17 protein-coding genes and 1 pseudogene are annotated in these 17,843 nt (G+C 69.1%); 7 read left to right on the plus strand and 11 right to left on the minus strand.

From position 1 onward, the window contains the following. Together ACH4EW_RS20835 and ACH4EW_RS20840 are read left to right on the plus strand one after the other, a co-directional pair. Positions 1–111: pseudogene (locus ACH4EW_RS20835) on the plus strand (RNA-guided endonuclease TnpB family protein); the annotation flags it as partial. A gap of 190 nt (positions 112–301) precedes the next feature. Continuing rightward, the gene (locus ACH4EW_RS20840) at positions 302–1,213 is read left to right on the plus strand and encodes a Gfo/Idh/MocA family protein (RefSeq protein WP_398258913.1); all 912 of its coding nucleotides are present in this window, start codon (positions 302–304) and stop codon (positions 1,211–1,213) included. 94 nt (positions 1,214–1,307) lie between these two features. On the opposite strand, the gene ACH4EW_RS20845 is transcribed toward ACH4EW_RS20840, so the two are convergent. Continuing rightward, complete coding sequence (locus ACH4EW_RS20845; RefSeq protein ID WP_398258915.1) at positions 1,308–1,667, minus strand: arsenate reductase family protein; 360 nt, start codon at positions 1,665–1,667, stop codon at positions 1,308–1,310. Positions 1,668–1,787: 120 nt separating this feature from the next. Between ACH4EW_RS20845 and ACH4EW_RS20850 the strand changes: the two genes are divergently transcribed. The 3 genes from ACH4EW_RS20850 to ACH4EW_RS20860 all read left to right on the plus strand — a co-directional run bounded on the left by ACH4EW_RS20850 (position 1,788) and on the right by ACH4EW_RS20860 (position 4,178). Continuing rightward, on the plus strand, positions 1,788–2,057 hold the full coding sequence (locus tag ACH4EW_RS20850; RefSeq protein WP_398258917.1) for a hypothetical protein: 270 nt from the start codon (positions 1,788–1,790) through the stop codon (positions 2,055–2,057). A gap of 210 nt (positions 2,058–2,267) precedes the next feature. Beyond that, positions 2,268–2,753, plus strand: coding sequence for a hypothetical protein (locus ACH4EW_RS20855; RefSeq protein WP_398258919.1), 486 nt, complete (start codon positions 2,268–2,270; stop codon positions 2,751–2,753). A 225-nt stretch (positions 2,754–2,978) separates the two neighbouring features. Beyond that, on the plus strand, positions 2,979–4,178 hold the full coding sequence (locus ACH4EW_RS20860; protein WP_398258921.1) for a hypothetical protein: 1,200 nt from the start codon (positions 2,979–2,981) through the stop codon (positions 4,176–4,178). On the opposite strand, the gene ACH4EW_RS20865 is transcribed toward ACH4EW_RS20860, so the two are convergent. The 5 genes from ACH4EW_RS20865 to glnA form a co-directional block, all read right to left on the minus strand. Further along, entirely contained in the window at positions 4,162–5,979 is a 1,818-nt protein-coding gene (locus ACH4EW_RS20865; protein WP_398258923.1) for an asparagine synthase-related protein, read from the minus strand. The genes ACH4EW_RS20860 and ACH4EW_RS20865 overlap by 17 nt on opposite strands. 1 nt (position 5,980) lies before the next feature. Next, entirely contained in the window at positions 5,981–6,604 is a 624-nt protein-coding gene (locus ACH4EW_RS20870; protein WP_398258925.1) for a lasso peptide biosynthesis B2 protein, read from the minus strand. A 275-nt stretch (positions 6,605–6,879) separates the two neighbouring features. Further along, positions 6,880–7,146: a hypothetical protein gene (locus tag ACH4EW_RS20875; RefSeq protein ID WP_398258927.1), complete on the minus strand. Its 267-nt coding sequence runs from the start codon at positions 7,144–7,146 to the stop codon at positions 6,880–6,882. A 22-nt stretch (positions 7,147–7,168) separates the two neighbouring features. Then, the gene (locus ACH4EW_RS20880) at positions 7,169–8,578 is read right to left on the minus strand and encodes a hypothetical protein (protein ID WP_398258929.1); all 1,410 of its coding nucleotides are present in this window, start codon (positions 8,576–8,578) and stop codon (positions 7,169–7,171) included. Positions 8,579–8,959: 381 nt separating this feature from the next. Continuing rightward, positions 8,960–10,369 carry a type I glutamate--ammonia ligase gene (glnA, locus tag ACH4EW_RS20885; protein ID WP_398258931.1) on the minus strand — a complete coding sequence of 470 codons (1,410 nt, stop codon included), beginning with the start codon at positions 10,367–10,369 and terminating at the stop codon, positions 8,960–8,962. A 255-nt stretch (positions 10,370–10,624) separates the two neighbouring features. Here glnA and ACH4EW_RS20890 point away from each other — a divergent pair, with 255 nt between their 5' ends. Further along, the gene (locus ACH4EW_RS20890; RefSeq protein ID WP_398258933.1) at positions 10,625–11,092 is read left to right on the plus strand and encodes an RDD family protein; all 468 of its coding nucleotides are present in this window, start codon (positions 10,625–10,627) and stop codon (positions 11,090–11,092) included. Between the two features lie 123 nt (positions 11,093–11,215). Here the strand turns inward: ACH4EW_RS20890 and ACH4EW_RS20895 are convergent, their stop codons facing one another. The 4 genes from ACH4EW_RS20895 to lipB all read right to left on the minus strand — a co-directional run bounded on the left by ACH4EW_RS20895 (position 11,216) and on the right by lipB (position 14,384). After that, positions 11,216–11,923, minus strand: a complete 708-nt coding sequence (locus ACH4EW_RS20895) for a DUF4191 domain-containing protein (protein WP_398258935.1) — start codon at positions 11,921–11,923, stop codon at positions 11,216–11,218. Positions 11,924–11,942: 19 nt separating this feature from the next. Further along, positions 11,943–12,143: a hypothetical protein gene (locus ACH4EW_RS20900; RefSeq protein WP_398258937.1), complete on the minus strand. Its 201-nt coding sequence runs from the start codon at positions 12,141–12,143 to the stop codon at positions 11,943–11,945. A gap of 330 nt (positions 12,144–12,473) precedes the next feature. After that, positions 12,474–13,439, minus strand: coding sequence for a lipoyl synthase (gene lipA / locus ACH4EW_RS20905; protein WP_398258939.1), 966 nt, complete (start codon positions 13,437–13,439; stop codon positions 12,474–12,476). Positions 13,440–13,571: 132 nt separating this feature from the next. Continuing rightward, positions 13,572–14,384: a lipoyl(octanoyl) transferase LipB gene (gene lipB, locus ACH4EW_RS20910; RefSeq protein WP_398258941.1), complete on the minus strand. Its 813-nt coding sequence runs from the start codon at positions 14,382–14,384 to the stop codon at positions 13,572–13,574. Positions 14,385–14,647: 263 nt separating this feature from the next. Between lipB and ACH4EW_RS20915 the strand changes: the two genes are divergently transcribed. Continuing rightward, positions 14,648–16,354: a regulator gene (locus tag ACH4EW_RS20915; RefSeq protein WP_398258943.1), complete on the plus strand. Its 1,707-nt coding sequence runs from the start codon at positions 14,648–14,650 to the stop codon at positions 16,352–16,354. Between the two features lie 37 nt (positions 16,355–16,391). Here ACH4EW_RS20915 and ACH4EW_RS20920 read toward each other — a convergent pair whose 3' ends face one another. Further along, positions 16,392–17,699, minus strand: a complete 1,308-nt coding sequence (locus ACH4EW_RS20920; RefSeq protein WP_398258944.1) for an NAD(P)/FAD-dependent oxidoreductase — start codon at positions 17,697–17,699, stop codon at positions 16,392–16,394. Positions 17,700–17,843: the final 144 nt, after the last annotated feature.

A 17,843-nucleotide genomic window follows, 5' to 3' on the forward strand; every position in this document is an offset into this window, starting at 1 on the left:
TCCCCGAGGGACAAGAACTCCGCAGGTGTGATGCTTGTCCGGGCTGGTCTGGACCCGGCTGGTGCTGATCGTGGAAGACCTGACCAGGCGCTGCCCGGCCAGGCAGCGTGAGCTAGAAATCCCCACTCAGCCCCGAAGGAGGGAATCCCCTTCCTTCAGGGAGGGGAGCAGTCAATGCTTTATAGGCAAGTCCCGGAAGTCGCGCCGGAGTCCCGCGGCCGACACCGCAAACGTAGCCAGGAAGCTCACTCCGCGCCAACTCAATACGGGAGCGGGCCGGCGGACCCGGCAGACTTGCCCCATGACGACACTTCACCCGAGCCCCCTGCGCATCGGCCTCGTCGGTACGGGCCCCTGGGCCCGGAACACCCAGGCCCCCGCCCTCGCCGCCCACCCCGGTGTCGCACTGAGCGGCGTATGGGGCCGACGCCCCGAGGCGGCGAACGCGCTGGCCGCCGCCCACGGCACCACGGCGTACACCGATGAGGAGGGCATCGACGAGCTCTTCGCGGCCAGTGACGCCATCGCGTTCGCCGTGCCGCCGGACGTCCAGGCCCCGCTCGCCGCCCGCGCCGCGGCCACCGGCCGCCATCTGCTGATGGACAAGCCCGTAGCGACCACCGTCGCCGGAGCCCGCGAGGTCGCCCGCGCCGTCGAGCAGAACGGGGTCGCGTCCATCGTCTTCTGCACCCTGCGATTCGCGACGGAGACATCCGCCTGGATCACCGAACAGGCCGCCCTGGAAGGCTGGTTCACCGCCCGCGCCGAGTGGATCGGAGCGCTGTTCGCCCCCGGCGCGATCAGCGAGTACGCCGCCTCGCCCTGGCGCCGTGAGAAGGGAGGCCTGTGGGACATCGGCCCGCACGTCCTGTCGGTCCTGATCCCGGTCCTGGGCGACGTGACGCAACTGACCGCGGCCTGCGGCCCGTCCGACACCACCCACCTGATCCTCCGTCACACCTCCGGCGCATCCAGCACGGTGACGCTCGCCCTGGATGCCCCGTTGGGCGCGGTAGGCACGCAGATCGAACTCAAAGGCGAACAGGGAACCGCCACACTGCCGCGGTGGAGCGACGCGGTCGGTTCCTTCCGGGCAGCGGTGGACGCGCTGATCGACTCGGTACGCACGGGGGAGCCGCACCCCTGCGACGTCCGGTTCGGCCTGCGCCTGACAGAACTGCTGGCCGAGGCGGAGAAGCAGGCGGGGGAGTAGGGGAGCGGGGCATGGGGGCGGGGCTCGGACGGGGAGGGCCGCCGGTACGCCTACGTGCGGCTTGATGACCCGGTAGCTCCTGCCGTGCGGGTGCTCAGCGCCCCATGGCGTCCCGTACAGCCTCGTCCGTGCGGGCCACGACGGCGGTCCCGTCGTCCGCCGTGATGATCGGCCGCTGGATCAGCTTCGGATGCCCGGCGAGCGCCGAGATCCACCGCTCCCGCGAACCGGCCTCGCGCGGCCACTCCTTGAGCCCGAGCTCCTTCGCGTCCGCTTCCTGCGTCCGCGTGATGTCCCACGGCTCCAGCCCGAGCCGGTCGAGCACGGCCCGGATCTCCTCCGGCGACGGCACATCCTCCAGATAGCGGCGGACGGTGTACTCGGCACCCTCCATGTCGAGCAGCTGCACCGCGCTGCGGCACTTGGAACAGGCGGGATTGATCCAGATCTCCATGGGGGCAACGGTACGGGAGGGACGCTGCGAAAGCCCGTCTGGCCAGCGCCGATTGTCAGTGGTGGGCCGTAAAATGGAGGTAGTTCGTGAGGGTTTCACGACCGTGCCAGGAGGTTGCCCATGGCCGTTGCCGCAGTCACGACCAAGCCGCTCCACAAGCCCCTGCAGAAGAAGCCGCTCCCCGCGGGGCGGCCCCGCGAGTGGTACGTCTCCCACAACCGCCGCCTGAAGGCCATGCGCCTGGCGATCGCCCTGCTCGACACGGGCGTCTACTATCCGTCGACCGCGACCAACGACAAGATACGTACGACTGCCGAGCATGTCGGCATCCACCCGCCGTCCGACACGACCTGCCGCATGGTCCGCGCCCTGATCCGCTACGGCCGCTGACGGCCGACGGCCTACGACCGACTGCTCGCGCACCCGAAGCCTGTGCCCCCGGTGCCCCCGGGGGCACAGGCGCCTACGACCGCACCCGGTGTTCCGCCGCTGCTTGACGCGCGACCTCCGCTCCGGCCCCTCACCCGTCCGGCGCGCACGGCATGCGGCCCCGGCCGCCGTCCGTTTGACTGAGGCGATGGGCCAGTACCGGGAGGCACGATGACGAGGAAGGCCGCGCGAGGTGTGTGGGCCGCACTGCTGACGGCGGCCGTGATGTCGTCGGCCGCCGCCTGTTCCCACGGCGGGGGCAACGCCTCCAGCACGGCTTCCAAAGCCGCGTCCGCCGCGGCGTCGGCGGCATCCAGGGGTTCTGAGGTGGTGGCCTCGGCGACAGCCGCCGCAGGCGAGAAGCTGAAGGGCTTCAAGAACGGCGTGAACGCCAGGAGCGACGTCAAGCTGGGCACACCGAGCACCGGCCACGACGGCCGCGCCACCACGAAGGTCACCGTGACGAACAGCGCCGACTCGGCGAAGTCGTACGCCGTGCAGGTCAACTTCCGCGACCCGAGCGGCAATCTCCTCGACACGGTGGTGGTAACGATCGACGACGTCGGTCCGAAGGCGTCCAAGGACGCCACCGCCCGCAGCAACCGCAAGCTGTCGGGCCATGTCAAGGCCGAGGTGGGAACTGCCCTGCGACACTGACGGCCGAAGGAGACACCTTGTGGGTCAGGTCCTGTTGGGGGACGGGGGTGCCGACCGGCGGGACTCTTCCCGGCCGGCTTTGGGCGTGTCCGGTCGCAGTCACCGTCGGTGCATCGCGCACGGTTTACGACGCCAAGAGGTGATCATGTGAGGACTCCGCCCAGGCCGGGTGCCGGCTCGCACCCACGGGCGCGACGGGTACCAACGAGAAGCAGACGGTCACGGGTGGCCGCGGTATTGATCCTGCTGGTCCTTCTCCTGACGACGCTGGTGCTGGGTTCGTTCGGCATCGAAGACCTCGGGAAGGCCCTGACTTTCCCGGGACGCGTCACCGGTGCCGTTCTCCTCGTGGTCTCGCTCAGCACGTTGTCGGGCGCTGCCGCGGTCGTGGACCACTGGTTCTGGAACAGCTTTGCCTACTCCGGCGTGGTCGCGCTGATCGGCGCGGTCGCGGCATTCCTGACCAACGCCATGCTCCTGGTCGAGACATGGAAGAACGGCGATTCCCTGTTCTACTCGGTGGTGCTGGGCGTGCTCACGGCGGGTTCGGCATGGGCTGTCTTCGCGGTGTGGCGGACATCGGTCGTGATTCCCGCTCCGAAGCGGGTGGCCGCGGCACTGATCGTCTCGTCGGTTATCGCGATCGCCAATTTCGGCTACCAGAACCTCTATCAGCCGTCCCATCGCGGGGCCAGGCCTCTCATCAGGTTGACCGTGGGGACGCCTGTGCTGAGTCAGGACCGTAAGGCATTCGCCGTTCCGGTCGACATCAGGCTCGAGAACCACAACGATGTGGGTTTCTACGTGCTCGGTACCGAAATCCACGCCATGGGGGAACAGGTGCGGCTGAGCGCGAAGGACCGGCTCCGCCGGCAGTGGCGTGCTGATGCTGAGCAATGGACCAAGTTCGGGGAGATGAACCCGCTCTCCCGCAGGGAGATCCACCAGCCGGGCGAGTTGGTGGAGGCGCAACCATGGATGCAATACGGAGGGTGGATCGAGGCAAACGACGCCTTCGCCACCCGAGTGGTTGTGCAAATGCCCATGGACACGCCGTACGACCAGGTGGCGTTTTACGCCACGGCCAGCTTCGCGCGCAAGGACCGGCTCGGCCTGGAGTCGCTCAAATTCCATGGGTACTCCTGGGATGGCGGCAAGGTGCCCCGATGGAATCAGAAGGACGTCGACTTCATCATCTACCGTGCCAGGGTGCACGAGAACAATGCGATCGACGAGCGTACGAGGGCCCCCCGCTACGTGACTGTCTATTGGAATTTCGGCACGCATGGCGCATACGTGGCGCCAGTCATTGCGCGAATGGGCGAGGAAGACACCTCGTCAGAGTCGGTGGGCCGGTACGGTCTTGTCGACGCCGTAACGGGCCCGATCGAACGGACGCTGTGGGACGTCAAGAGCCGGCGATGACCCGCATGTCCGCACCGCGCGGGCGCAAGCGCTGGTCCAGTTGCTCCAGCCACACCACGAGGGCGAGAGAGCTGTTCATACGATCCCAGGAGTAGGGGTCCCCGATGCCGAACTGCGCCTCCCTCACCGCCCGGCACAGTGTCTCGACGTCGAACATCTCCGCAATCAGCGGATGCGTCGCGGAGCGGCAGAGATCGATGAGTTCGTTGCCGTGTGTCCGCAGGCCGCGGGCATAGAGCTGATTGAAGGGGATCTTGACCGCTCGGCTGCGGATCCTGGACGGAAGCAGATCTGCCATGGCCTCGCGCAGAACGGCCTTCGGACGCCCCGGATGGAACGTGGTTCCGGCGGGGAGGCGGCGCATCGTGGCGATGACCTCCGGGTCGAGGAAGGGGTGCGAGAGGAAGAATCCGTCCTGCCGTGCGCGGCGCCAGGACAGCGGGTCGGGAGCGGCGATGTAGTTGGCCGCGTCGTAGAGGGACTGTTCCGGCCTGCGCCCGAACATGAAGCGGCTTTCCTCGATGCCGGCCTCACGGTAGCCGTGAGCCCGCGCGAATCCTGATCGCAGCCATTGGGGGCGAGCGAAGTTGCCGAGGCCGCCGAGCACCGTTCCACGGCGGCGGAGCGCTGTGATCCGTTCGGCTGTCAGCGGAAGAGTCGGCCGCACTACGCAGGCGGAGATGACGTCCCACAAGCCCCGCTCGCTGCCCGCGGCCCAGGCACGCGCCTGCTTCGTCATCTGCCGGAGCTGTCCTTGGCGTGCCAGCCTGTGCAGGTGAAACGGGTTGGCGTCCGCGATCGGATCCGCCCCGCAGCCGGTCATGAGGATGTCACAGCCCAGTTCCGCCGCAGCGGCATGAAGCCTGCTCCAGAACGGGGCGCGGAAGGCATGCGCATGAGGCTCGTCCGCGTCACTCGCATGGTGCTGGAAGTCGTCGAAGTCGGCCACGTCGTCGGCATCGACGATCACCGGGCGGGCTGCGGGTGCGTGACGGCGGATCTCCCCCATCGCTTCGTCGAGGTACGACTGCTCTCCAGCCAGTTCTCCCGTGCTGAAGCGCCCGGCGAGGAGGACAAGGTCCCCTGGGTGGTTCCGTCCTGCGGCCAGCAGACGTGCTGCGAGCAACGCGATGCTGGTGGAGTCGGTTCCGCCGGAGACGTGGCATGCCGTCATCCTGCCCATACGACGACCGACAGCGTTCTCCAGTGCGAGGCGCAGGTCCTTCGCGGCGCCGCTGAGGCGGAGGCCGTCTGCTGCCGGTACCGACGGGTCGTGGGCCTGGCGGACGTGTCGCACTACCCGACCACGCATCTGCCCAGTGACCGAAAGTTCCACCACCTCGCCGCCAAGGATCCGGTGTACCCCGGCGAAAGGGGTGAGCTCCGAGTGCTGTTGCGCCATGTTCCCGGTCAGGTACCGGCAGAAGTAGCGACGTTCCAGCTCTGCTGCACCGCCCAGGCGGTGCGCCGAGGTACTCACCGCGCTCACACGGCCACCGGACTTCCTGAAGAACAGGGGGATGCGCGCATGCTCGTCCCGCATCAGCAGGATACGGTCGCGGCACACCAGGACAGCGGCAAAGTCGCCGGTCGGCAGGCGCGGTGTGGCTCCCGGTCGGCTGAAATCCTCGAGGAGGCTGCGCGCGCCCGCCACGCGGTCACGGACCGAGCCGACCCAGCCGACGACCGCCGCGGTGCCGGCTCGTGAGGAGACCGTTGTCACGAGTCCTTGCTGCGCCATGGCCCCGGCCGCCGAGAGCCTCGGCGTGCCCCCGGCCCACTCAAGGCGGAGTGCTTCCACGTCACTGCCCTCCCCCGTTGATCGAGAGAACCGGCGCGAACGCGTGCCCGCGCGGATCGGCGTCAGGGATGCACAGGCCGGCGGAAGACGTCCAGGCGTGCAAGGCGAACGGGTGCTCGCGCACACCGACGTGCAGAACGGCCTCCAGGCCACACCGTCGCAGCAGGACGAAAGCCGTCACGGCCTCGGCCTTGCAGTCGTCGTTGACGAACCAGCTTCTGCGGCTGTGTGATTGCACCGCTCGTTTAAGCCGTGCGACGTCCTGCGCGGAAGGCGGGTCTGCACGAATGTAATCCGGGACTGCCAAAGACAGGAGCCGCAGGACACGCCCGAATCCCATGGCCCGGATGAGCAGGTGCACTGCGCGCAGCCAGAGTCCGACCTCGACGTTCGAATGCTGCTTTCGGCGGGCTGTCGCGCACCCGGCACGGATGAGACCGGTGACGAGTTCGGCGCGTTTCTCGGAGCTTCCGTCAGCGAACTCCTGGATGTCTGCCTTCGCCATTCCAAGAAAACGCGTCCGCCTCCAGTCGGCAATCAGTGCTCCGCTGGACATCCTGATGACACGGCAGTGCGGTGACAGGATCCGCGTCATGGCTACCAGGGCATCGGCTTCCTCTGCCACCGCGCGTCCTCCAAAGTCGGCCTGCCGCAGCGACTCTGCGGCAGGCCCGGTTCGACTTGTGGACGGTGTCAGGACATGTACCCGTGACCGTCGTACTGGCCGCCGCTGAAGCCCCGGATCAGACGGCTGTTGCCGAGAAGGACAAGCCCATGCGGCATACGGCGCCGAAACAGTCGGAGAAACATTTCCTACCTCCAGGATCAGGCAGCGTCGGTCAATTTCAGGCTACTCCGGCCCGAATGCCCCGCAACCGGACTGCCACCGAACCGCGCGTGTCACTCCTTGCTCGGTGGGTGGTGCCCGGCGAAGCGCACACGGCGTACGGTTCGCCGGCCTTCCTCGTCGTAGCTGATGACGTGTGTGGCGCGGGGTGGGAGCTCCTCGCCTTCGGGAACGGCCGCTCCGCACGCGATGAGGTCGTCGATGAAGTGCTCTTCGGCCTGCCTCGCGTACTCCGCCTCGTCGGTGCCGGGGGGCTTCTGGCGGGCGCCCTCGTCGTCGCCGGAGGCTGTGGGTTTCTCGTCGTGATCTTCCGTGGCCATCGCAGGAGCCTGTCCGCTCTGGTCAGATGAAGAGCAGCCGGTCGAGGACCAGGGCGCCGGAGGATTCGCGGGTGATCGCGTGGGTCCGTGTCCTGGTGGTGTCGACCACGGCGGCGTTCGGGGTGAGCAATTCTTCGGCCACGGCCACACGGCCCTGCCGGAAGAGGTCCTCGACGAAGGTCTCCGCGGCCCGCTCGGGATCCACCGGGGTCAGTGAGCCGATGGCAGGATCGGCGCCGGCCACGGCGAACCGCGGTTGCTCCGCCGGTGTGCTCACCGCGAAGGACTCGGTGAGTCCGTAGCGTTCGGCGGGCACCGTGATGGTGGCGAGTTGTGCGCCGCGCCCGGGGGTCGCGCCGGTGATTGCTGCCATGTGCTGCGGCGCCGCCTCGGCGGCAGTGACCGCGTCCGAGGGCGAGAGGATCCCGTGCCGGATGAACGCCGAGCGCAGTGCCATGCCGTAGGCCCCGTCGTAGTCGGCCTTGTCGGCGGCGAGTGTGTGAGCGGCTACTTGCGCGTACATGGCGGGTACCACGGGGGTGGCGAGCAGGGCGTCCACGAGGAGCCTGCCCATGATGTGGCCGGCCTCCACCAGTGCTTTGCCGTCGCGGCTCGGCTGCTGGAAGAAGATTCCTGCCAGCGCTTCGAGGAATGCTCCGGTGAACACCCTTGAGAAGGAGTGCACTTCGCTTGACAGCAGGCTCGCGGGTTCGTTGGGCCGCAGGGTGACCGGATCGCGGTAGAAGTAGTTGTTGGCTGCGTTGCGCAGGCAGTCCGGATCAACGGCGGTCGGAGCGATTTGGCGGATCGCCCATCCCAACTGCTCAGCCAGCCGAGACAGCCGCGAGGAGCGCGTCGGGTTGCCCTGGGTCTCGATGAGCACCTCGTCCGCCAGGGCCCCCACGCTGAGCGAGGCCAGGATGGCGCTCATGTCTCCGAACGACTCATGGAGCGCGCCGACTTCCGCGCTCAGCACACCCCAGAACTGCGGTCGGAGCGCGTCGAGGACGGCGTGGCCCACCTCGTGGCAGACCACGTCGGGGCTCTCGCCGGAGTGCACGGTCACGCCCGCGACGGTCTGCTTGAAGAAGCGAACCCCTTGCCCGTCATAGTAGGCGTTGAGATCGTCACCACTGTCCAGCTGTGCCGTCAGAACCTTGTCGACGTTGCGGTTCCAGGTGGTGCCGGCCGGCATCAGCGGGCCCCAGAATTCGGAGGCTCGGCTCATGGCGTCCGCGGCCACCCAGTAGCGGAACTCGGTGCTGCCAGGGTAGTCCCCGCTCTCTGCGGGCACTTCTCCTGCGACGGCGACAGGCAGTGGTGGCCGGCCCATCTCGGGTGTCTGCCGCTGGATCGGGGTGCGCTCGATCGGCGGCTCGCCGGGATCTTCCTGCCACGTTTGGACATTGGCCAGTTTGGTCTTCAATTTCATGGTGACTCCATCGGACCCTGCCTCCGGCCGTCGGGTGTCCTGGATGCTTCCCGCCGGTTTGAGTTGTGCCGCTTTCGGCGATGCGGGAGGGGCGATTCGGGAGCCGGGGTGGTCGCCGGAGGCTTCGGCCTGATTGCGGCCCGAGGCGTCATGACTGTCCCTCATTCCGCCGGCACGCCTGCCAGCGGTCCGCTCCGTCGGCGGGCCTTGGGGGGAGAAGGCCCGGTGCGCTGTTGTCCAGGCCTTCTTCCAGTACGCGCCGCTGCGCAGGGCCTGTCAAACCGGGCGGTGCTCCGACGGAGCGGCAGCATGACGAGGGCCGCTGCCCCCAGGTACGGGGCAGCGGCCCTCACTGCTGTTTGCGTTGTGAGACCAAGCTTCCTAGAGGTCGAAGTACAGCTCGAACTCGTGCGGGTGCGGGCGCAGCTGGATCGGGGCGATCTCGTTGGTGCGCTTGAAGTCGATCCACGTCTCGATCAGGTCGGACGTGAAGACGCCACCGGCCTGCAGGTACTCGTTGTCCGCTTCCAGCGCATCCAGGACGGCCGGGAGGGAGGTCGGGACCTGCTGGACGTTCGCGTGCTCCTCGGGAGCCAGCTCGTACAGGTCCTTGTCGATCGGCTCGGCCGGCTCGATCTTGTTCTTGATGCCGTCGAGGCCTGCCATCAGCAGAGCGGAGAAGGCGAGGTACGGGTTCGACGACGGGTCCGGGGCGCGGAACTCGACGCGCTTGGCCTTCGGGTTCGAGCCCGTGATCGGGATACGCATCGCGGCCGAGCGGTTGCGCTGCGAGTACACCATGTTGACCGGGGCCTCGAAGCCGGGGACCAGGCGGTGGTACGAGTTCACCGTCGGGTTGGTGAAGGCCAGCAGCGACGGGGCGTGCTTGAGGATGCCGCCGATGTAGTAGCGGGCGAGGTCCGAGAGGCCCGCGTAGCCCTGCTCGTCGTAGAACAGCGGGTCGCCGCCCGCCCACAGGGACTGGTGGACGTGCATGCCCGAGCCGTTGTCGCCGAAGATCGGCTTCGGCATGAAGGTCGCGGTCTTGCCGTTGCGCCAGGCGACGTTCTTCACGATGTACTTGAAGAGCATCAGGTCGTCGGCCGCGGCGAGCAGCGTGTTGAACTTGTAGTTGATCTCGGCCTGGCCGGCGGTGCCGACCTCGTGGTGCTGGCGCTCGATCTGGAGGCCGCTCTTCTCCAGCTCGAGGGACATCTCGGCACGCAGGTCGGCGAAGTGGTCGACCGGCGGGACCGGGAAGTAGCCGCCCTTGTAGCGGACCTTGTAGCCGCGGTTGTTCACCTCCGACCCGGTGTTCCAGGCGCCGGCCTCGGAGTCGATGTGGTAGAAGCTCTCGTTCGCCGACGTCTGGAAGCGGACGTTGTCGAAGACGTAGAACTCGGCCTCGGGGCCGAAGTACGCGGTGTCGGCGATGCCGGTGGAGGCGAGGTACGCCTCGGCCTTCCTGGCCACGTTCCGCGGGTCACGGCTGTACTGCTCGCCGGTGATCGGGTCGTGGATGAAGAAGTTGATGTTGACGGTCTTGTCGCGGCGGAACGGGTCGACGCGGGCGGTCGACAGGTCCGCGCGCAGCGCCATGTCGGACTCGTGGATGGCCTGGAAGCCGCGGATCGACGAGCCGTCGAAGGCAAGCTCGTCGGCCGGGTCGAAGGTCGCTGCCGGGACGGTGACGTGCTGCATCACACCGGGCAGGTCGCAGAACCGGACATCGATGAACTTGACGTCTTCGTCGGCGATGTACTTCTTCGCGTCGTCGGCGTTCTGGAACATCCAATTCCTCCTACTCCCGGCCCGGGAGGGACGGGGTTGTAGCTCGTGGTGCGGCCAGTGCGGTGGCCCACGCTGGACCCGACCATAGGCAGACCGGATTTCTCAAGCATGACCCATTTGTTTCGCAGAAGTTAACCGGGCCGGGTGTGAGCGGCACCTCATGGCCGGTTCGGGGGCCTCGTCCCTGCTGGGCGGGGAGCCCGCAGCGGCCCCCCGCCCGGCAGGGCGCGCGGGCGGGCGCAGTACCGTGGTCGGGTGGACAACAGGGAAGCAATCGGATCGTGGCTCTCCGGGCCACGCGCGGCCGCCGAGGAGATGGGGGTCGATTTCGGCCACCGGGGCAAGCGGCTCGGTCTGCCCGAGCACGGGCCGGGATCCGTGGCGCCGCTCGGCTGGCGCTTCGGTGCGCTCTTCATCGACTGGGCCCTGTGCCTGCTGATCGCATACGGGCTGTTCGCCCACGGTGACCAGCAGACGGCCGGGAACTGGGCGCTCGGCATCTTTTTCGTGCTGAGTGTGCTCACCGTCGGGACCATCGGCTGCACGCCGGGCAAGCGCATCCTGGGCATCAGGGTCATCGCCGAGAACGGTGGCCGGCTCACTTTCGGGCGGGTGATCGTCCGTAGTGTTCTGCTGTGCCTGGCGATTCCGGCCCTGGTCTGGGACCGCGACGGCCGCGGCCTGCACGACAGGCTGGCCCGCGCAGTCCAGGTCCGTATCTGAGCCGAGGACGGACGCCGGAGACGGGTATGAGACCGGAGACGGTATGAGAAGAGGGCGGGTTGCGAACCGGTTCGGTTCGCAACCCGCCCTCTTCGTACGTGCAGCGGATGCTTACGGCGAAGGTCAACGCATCTTTCCGCCGCGCGGCATCCGCATGCCCTTCGGCATCGGGCCCTTGGGCAGCGGCATGTTGCTCATCAGGTCGCCCATCGCGCGCAGCCGGTCGTTGGCGGCCGTCACCTGCGGGCCGGTCAGGATGCGCGGCAGCTTCAGCATCTTGGTGCGCACCTTCTTGAGCGGCACCTGGCCCTCGTCGTTGCCGATGATGATGTCGTGCACCGGTACGTCGATCAGGATGCGCGCCATCTTCTTCTTCTCGGCCGCGAGCAGCATCTTCACCCGGTTCGGGTTGCCCTCGCCGACCAGCACGATGCCCGCCTTGCTCACGGCGCGGTGGACGACGTCCTGGCTGCGGTTCATCGCGACCGCGGGGGTCGTGGTCCAGCCACGGCCCACCCGGTCCAGCACTGCCGCCGCGGCGCCCGGCTGTCCTTCCATCTGCCCGAAGGCCGCGCGCTCGGCACGCCGTCCGAAGATGATCGCCATCGCGAGGAGGGCCAGCACGAAGCCGAGGATGCCCAGGTAGACCGCGTGGCCGATCAGGAAACCGACCCCGAGGAGGACACCGAAGGTGACGATTCCCACACCCGCGACGACAAGACCGATCTTGGGGTCGGTCCGCCGGGTCATCTTGTAGGTCAGGGCGATCTGCTTGAGCCGCCCCGCGTTCTCGGCGCTGTTCGCGCCTTCAGTGTTTGCCTTCCTCGCCATGCGCAGAAGTTTACGTGGCCTAGGAACGGTGGTCGGCCGCGGCCTCCAGTACGTACTGGGTCTCGACCCGGTCCTTGGCCCGGCGCCGGTCCTCCAGGACGGCAGTCCAGGCGTTGCGGCGGGCGGTGCGCTGGCCGCTGCTCAGCAGCAGCGACTCGACGGCGCGGAGGGCATCGGTGACGGAAGGGATGGCGGTGGCGCGTACCGGCACGGCCTGCATCGTGGAAATCTCCTCGGAGCGGATGTGCGGACTGAGCTGCGTGGACTCAGTTGCCCGGGCCGGTCTGCCCGGGACTGCGTTGCGCGAAGTAGCTGGCGTGCGCTGGGTGCGGGAAGCAGGTGTGGCAGCCGCCCGCAGAGTCGCAGCGCCGTATGCACCCAGCGTCATTGCTTGGTGTTACCAGCGCATGACCGGTCGGTCAAACACCAATGAAACCTTGATATGGACGCCGCGCACGTCGACGCGGCCCATACGCGCCCCCGACCTGCGGGGAGCGTACGGGCCGCGTCGACTCGGTTATTACTGTTCGGTAGCCTCTTGTGCTCGGATTCACACGGCGGGCGCCGCCGTGGCGGCGCCGCGACGCTCGATCGCCTGCTGGAAAAGACGGCCCGCGCGGTACGAGGAACGGACCAGCGGCCCGGACATCACGCCGGAGTAGCCGATCTCGTCGGCCTCCTCCTTCAGCTCCACGAACTCCTGCGGCTTCACCCAGCGCTCGACCGGGTGGTGGCGCACGGACGGTCGCAGGTACTGCGTGATCGTGATGAGCTCGCAACCCGCGTCGTACAGATCCTGGAGCGCCTCGCTGACTTCCTCGCGGGTCTCGCCCATGCCGAGGATCAGATTGGACTTGGTCACCATGCCGGCCTCGCGGGCCCGCGTGATGACCTCCAGGGAGCGTTCGTAACGGAAACCGGGGCGGATCCGCTTGAAGATCCGAGGCACCGTCTCGACGTTGTGGGCGAGCACCTCGGGGCGCGAGGAGAAGACCTCGGCGAGCTGCTCGGGCACCGCGTTGAAGTCGGGGATCAGCAGCTCGACCTTGGTGCGGCCGGCCTCCCGCTCCGCGGTCAGCGTGTGGATCCGGCGCACGGTCTCCGCGTAGAGCCAGGCACCGCCGTCCTCCAGGTCGTCGCGTGCGACGCCGGTGATGGTGGCGTAGTTCAGGTCCATCGTGACCACGGACTCGCCGACCCTGCGGGGCTCGTCCCGGTCCAGTGCCTGCGGCTTGCCCGTGTCGATCTGGCAGAAGTCGCAGCGCCGGGTGCACTGGTCGCCGCCGATGAGGAACGTGGCCTCGCGGTCCTCCCAGCACTCGAAGATGTTGGGGCAGCCGGCTTCCTGGCACACCGTGTGCAGACCCTCGCTCTTCACGAGCTTCTGCAGCTGGTTGTACTCGGGGCCCATCTTCGCCCGGGTCTTGATCCACTCGGGCTTGCGCTCGATGGGGGTCTGGCTGTTCCGGACCTCAAGGCGCAGCATCTTGCGCCCGTCGGGTGCGACAGCGGACACTCCGGCACTCCCCTTTGCTTTCACTGCATTGGATTCTTCGGCGAACACCAGGGTACGCCCGTAGTTCAAACGGCTTTACGTCTGGCCAACCTGTGGCCGGCAGGGCCTATTCCCCGCCGGATGTCAAGGCTGTCATGCCGTGGCCACGGCATCGGCCGGGCGCTCGATGGTGCGCGGGGCGAGCTCCGCGTTCTCCAGGACGTCCCTGAGGTGCTTCTCGACGACCGGGAGCACGTCCGCGATCCCGATGTCGCGACCCAGTTCGTACGCGAGTGACGTGACGCCCGCGTCCCGGATGCCGCACGGCACGATGCGGTCGAACCAGGTGTTGTCCGGGTTCACATTGAGCGCGAAGCCGTGCATGGTCACACCCTTGGCGACCCGGATGCCGATCGCGGCCAGCTTGCGGTCCTCGCGGCGCTGCCCGGCGTTGGACGGGGCGTACTCGGGGCCGTTCAGCCGCGGGTCGAACTCCTCGTCCTGCAGGCGCGGGTCGAAGTCGAGACTGAGGCCGCCTATCGAGGGACGGTCCTCGACCGGGTCGCCGAGGACCCAGACCCCGCTGCGGCCCTCGACCCTGGAGGTCTCCAGACCGAATTCGGCGGCGGTACGGATCAGCGCGTCCTCCAGCCGGCGGACATGCGCGACGACATCCACCGGGCGGGGCAGCTTCTGGATCGGGTAGCCGACCAGCTGTCCGGGACCGTGCCAGGTGATCTTGCCACCGCGGTCCACATCGATGACCGGGGTGCCGTCCAGCGGGCGCTCGCTTTCGGTCGTGCGCCGCCCCGCCGTGTAGACGGGCGGGTGCTCCAGCAGCAGACAGGTGTCCGGGACGGTGTCCTCGAACCTGGCCGCGTGCACCTCGCGCTGCTTCTGCCAGGCCTCCTGGTAGTCGACGGCTTCCTCGCCGAATCCCAGCCGGACGAACCGAAGCTCAGCCACGACAGATGCCTCCCTACTCGCGGTGCCGGGAGCCCGGGGGGCCCGGAACCACGTCACCATGCACTGAATCAGCCCCGAGCCACTGTACGACCGGACCCCGGGCGGTGGCCCAGCAGGTCATTCCCGTCAGCGCCACCATCAATCCTCACACGATCGGATGAAAGTGAAGCAAAGGTGACTGTGACCGCCGCAGAGGCCGCTAAATTCACGCCGTCCCATGAGGGCTGCCCGCCCGGCCCCGAAGGCAGGAGACCGTACAGCTGATGTCGGAACGACCTCCGCAGCGCACCCCCAACCGCCGACTCGCCTCGCTCATCACCGAGGCCGGCTTCTCCAACGCCGGCCTCGCCCGCAGGGTGGACCAACTCGGTCTGGAACACGGCCTCGACCTGCGGTACGACAAGACCTCCGTGACCCGCTGGCTGCGCGGCCAGCAGCCGCGCGGAACCACCCCCGCGCTGATTGCCGAGGTCTTCACCCGGCGGCTCGGGCGCCGTCTCTCCGCGCAGGATCTGGGCCTCGACGCATGCGCCCCTGTCTACGCGGGCCTGGAGTTCGCGGCCACACCCGCCGAGGCGGTCGACATTGTCAGCGGACTGTGGCGCAAGGACTCGGGCAACCACGCGGAGCTGCGCAAGATCGCTTTCACCCCGGCCGGGCTCGTCGTCCCCAGCAGGGACTGGCTGATCGGCCGGGCCGACGAGTGGGTGGGACGGGGGAGCGAGTCCTCGCCCCCGGTTCCGGGCGGGGCGGGTGGTGCCGGTGCGGCCGGCGGGCCCGGCAGGTCCGTCGGGGCCGGTGGTCCGGCGCGGCCCGGTGGTCTCGGCGGGGCGCGCGGGATCGGAGCGCAGGGGGTGCACGGGTCGCACTGGCCCGGCGGCCGCGGGCACGGTGTGACGGGGGCGTCCGGCGTCAGCGGCCGCAGCGCAGCCCGTGGGCCCGTGCCGTCCCGGACTTCCGGACCGTCCGCGCCACCCGCACCCCCGACCGCCTCAGCCTCCCCGGGAGCAGGGCTGCCGGGCGCCCCCGGCGTCCCCCGGCAACGTCAGAGCGACCGCGGCCCCGACCAGCGGGTCAGCAGCGGTGATGTCGCCGCCCTGCGGTCGGTCGGCGAGCTCTTCCGGACCCTCGACAACGCCTACGGCGGCGGCCACGCCCGGCAGGCCCTCGTCCGGTATCTGGAGCACGAGACGGAACCGATGCTTCGCGGGAGCTACGGGGAGGCCACCGGGCGCAGGCTCTTCTCCGCCGCCGCCGATCTGACCCGGCTGGCGGGCTGGACCGCGTACGACATCGCGGCCCACGGCCTGGCCCAGCGGTACTTCGTCCAGGCGCTGCGGCTCGCCCAGGCCGCGGGAGACCGTGCGTACGGCAGCTACGTCCTGATCACCATGAGCCGGCAGGCGGTCTACCTCGGGCACGGCAGGGAAGCCGTACAGCTGGCCCGCGTTGCCCAGCAGGGCATCGGTTCATCGGCGCCGCTCGTCGTCCAGGCCCTGCTGCATGCCGTGGAGGCGCGCGGTCACGGGGCGCTCGGCGAGGCCAGGCCCTGCACCGCCTCGCTGGCGCGGGCGGAACGCGCGCTGGAGACAGCCCGCTCGGGGGACGAGGTGCCGTACTGGGCGCGGTACTTCGACGAGGCCCAGCTCGCCGACGAGTTCGGCCACTGCCACCGGGACCTGCAGCAGTACCGGGCGGCGGCGCAGTACGCCGAGCGCTCCCTCCAGCTGCGCGCCCCGGCGTACGCCCGCAGCCGGCTGTTCTGCCGAGTGGTGCTGGCCTCCGCACGGCTCGGGCTCGGTGAGCTGGACCAGGCGTGCGCGCTCGGCGCCGAGGCCGCCCAGCAGGCGGCGGAGATGCGGTCGGTAAGGGCGACGGAGTACGTACGGGACTTCGAGTGCCGCCTGGAGCCATACCGGGACGCGGCCGCGGTACGCGAATACCGCGAACGGGTTGCCGCGCTGGGGTGAGTCCGGGCAGACGGGACTTTCGGAACACGCCCTGGTCCTACGCCGCTTCGGGCAGCACCGCCCCGCTCCCGTACCCCGGCCGTACACCCAGGTCGGTGAGGATCGCCTCGGCCGCGCGACGGCCCGAGAACAGGGCGCCCTGGACCGAACTCGTGTCGCGGTGGTCGCCGCACACGTACAGACCGGTGAGCAGCCGGACCGGGCGGCGCAGATCGTGCGGGGCCGGCATCGCGGGCACCGCCTCGGGGTCGTGGTGGGCAGCCAGCAGCTCCCAGTCGTCGGTGGGGGTGCCGTACAGGGCGGCGAGATGGGTGCGGACCGTGCGGTCCAGGTCGGGCGGCGGGGTGCCCAGCACCGTCGAGCTGATCAGGGTCCGGCCGTGCGGCGCGCGCGAGGGATCGACGGCGCTCATCACCGCGGTGTGTGCGACCGGCCCCGAACGGTCGGCGTCCAGCAGCAGCGAGGTACCGGTCGGCGGGGGAGCGGGGGCGGTGTGGTGAAGGACCGTCACGGGGTGGAAGGGCGGCACCCGCAGACCGGGCAGCAGTTCGGCGGCGGCACCCGCCCCGGTCGCCAACAGCAGGGAACGACAGCCCAGTTCGCCGTGCTCCTTGGTGCGCACCGAGGTGATGTCGGCAGCCGTGACATGCACACCTGTTCGTACGGTGCCGGGCGGCAGCGCGGCCGCGAGCAGTTCGGGCAGCCTTCCCGAACCGCCGGCCGGTACGCACAGCCTGCCGCGCGCATAGCTGCGCAGGGCGAGATCGGCGCACCGGCTGGACGTAGTGAGTTCCGGATCGCTGAGCAGCGCGGAGAGCAGCGGGCGAAGGAAGCCGTTGACCGTACGGGAGGTCAGGCCACGGTGGGACAGGGCGGCGAGCGCGGTCTGTTCGGGCCGGGCCAGGATGCGGGCGGCCGGGGTGGCGGCGAGCCGGGACAGGGCGGCGCCCAGCCGGGCCTGGTCGATAGGCCCGCCCATCGGCGGACGGGGGGCGCTTGCCAGGGCGCGCACCACCTTGAATGCGCCCCGCGCGCCCCGTACATCGCCGGTCCGGTACTGGCGGCCCTCGCTGTGGACGAGCACCCCCGGGGCGAAGTTGCGCAGCACGAGCCCTCGAAGGGCGGGCGTCCGTCGGAGCTCCGGGTACGAGGTGCTGAGCAGCGGGCCGACGTGGTCGAGCCGGAAGCCGTCCACGTCGGCGGTGGTCATCCGGCCGCCGACCCGGGGGCCGGCCTCCAGGACGCTGACACTTGCCCCTGCGCTGGTCAGTTGGTGAGCGGCTGACAGACCGGCGATCCCGGCCCCGATGATGACGACGTCCGCGTGGTGTGCCGAGCTGAGCATGTGCCCCTCCCCGAGTCGGCGCAACTACTGGGAGGCTCTTGCCCCCAACAGGCCCCCGGAATGCCCGAGTTCGCAAGGAGGCTAGAAGGGCGGGCCGGTGCCGGCGCAGTCGCGCGCACCGGGGGCACCGTTGCACGGGGTCGC

The organism is Streptomyces sp. NPDC018000, from assembly GCF_044328025.1.
Lineage (GTDB): Bacteria > Actinomycetota > Actinomycetes > Streptomycetales > Streptomycetaceae > Streptomyces.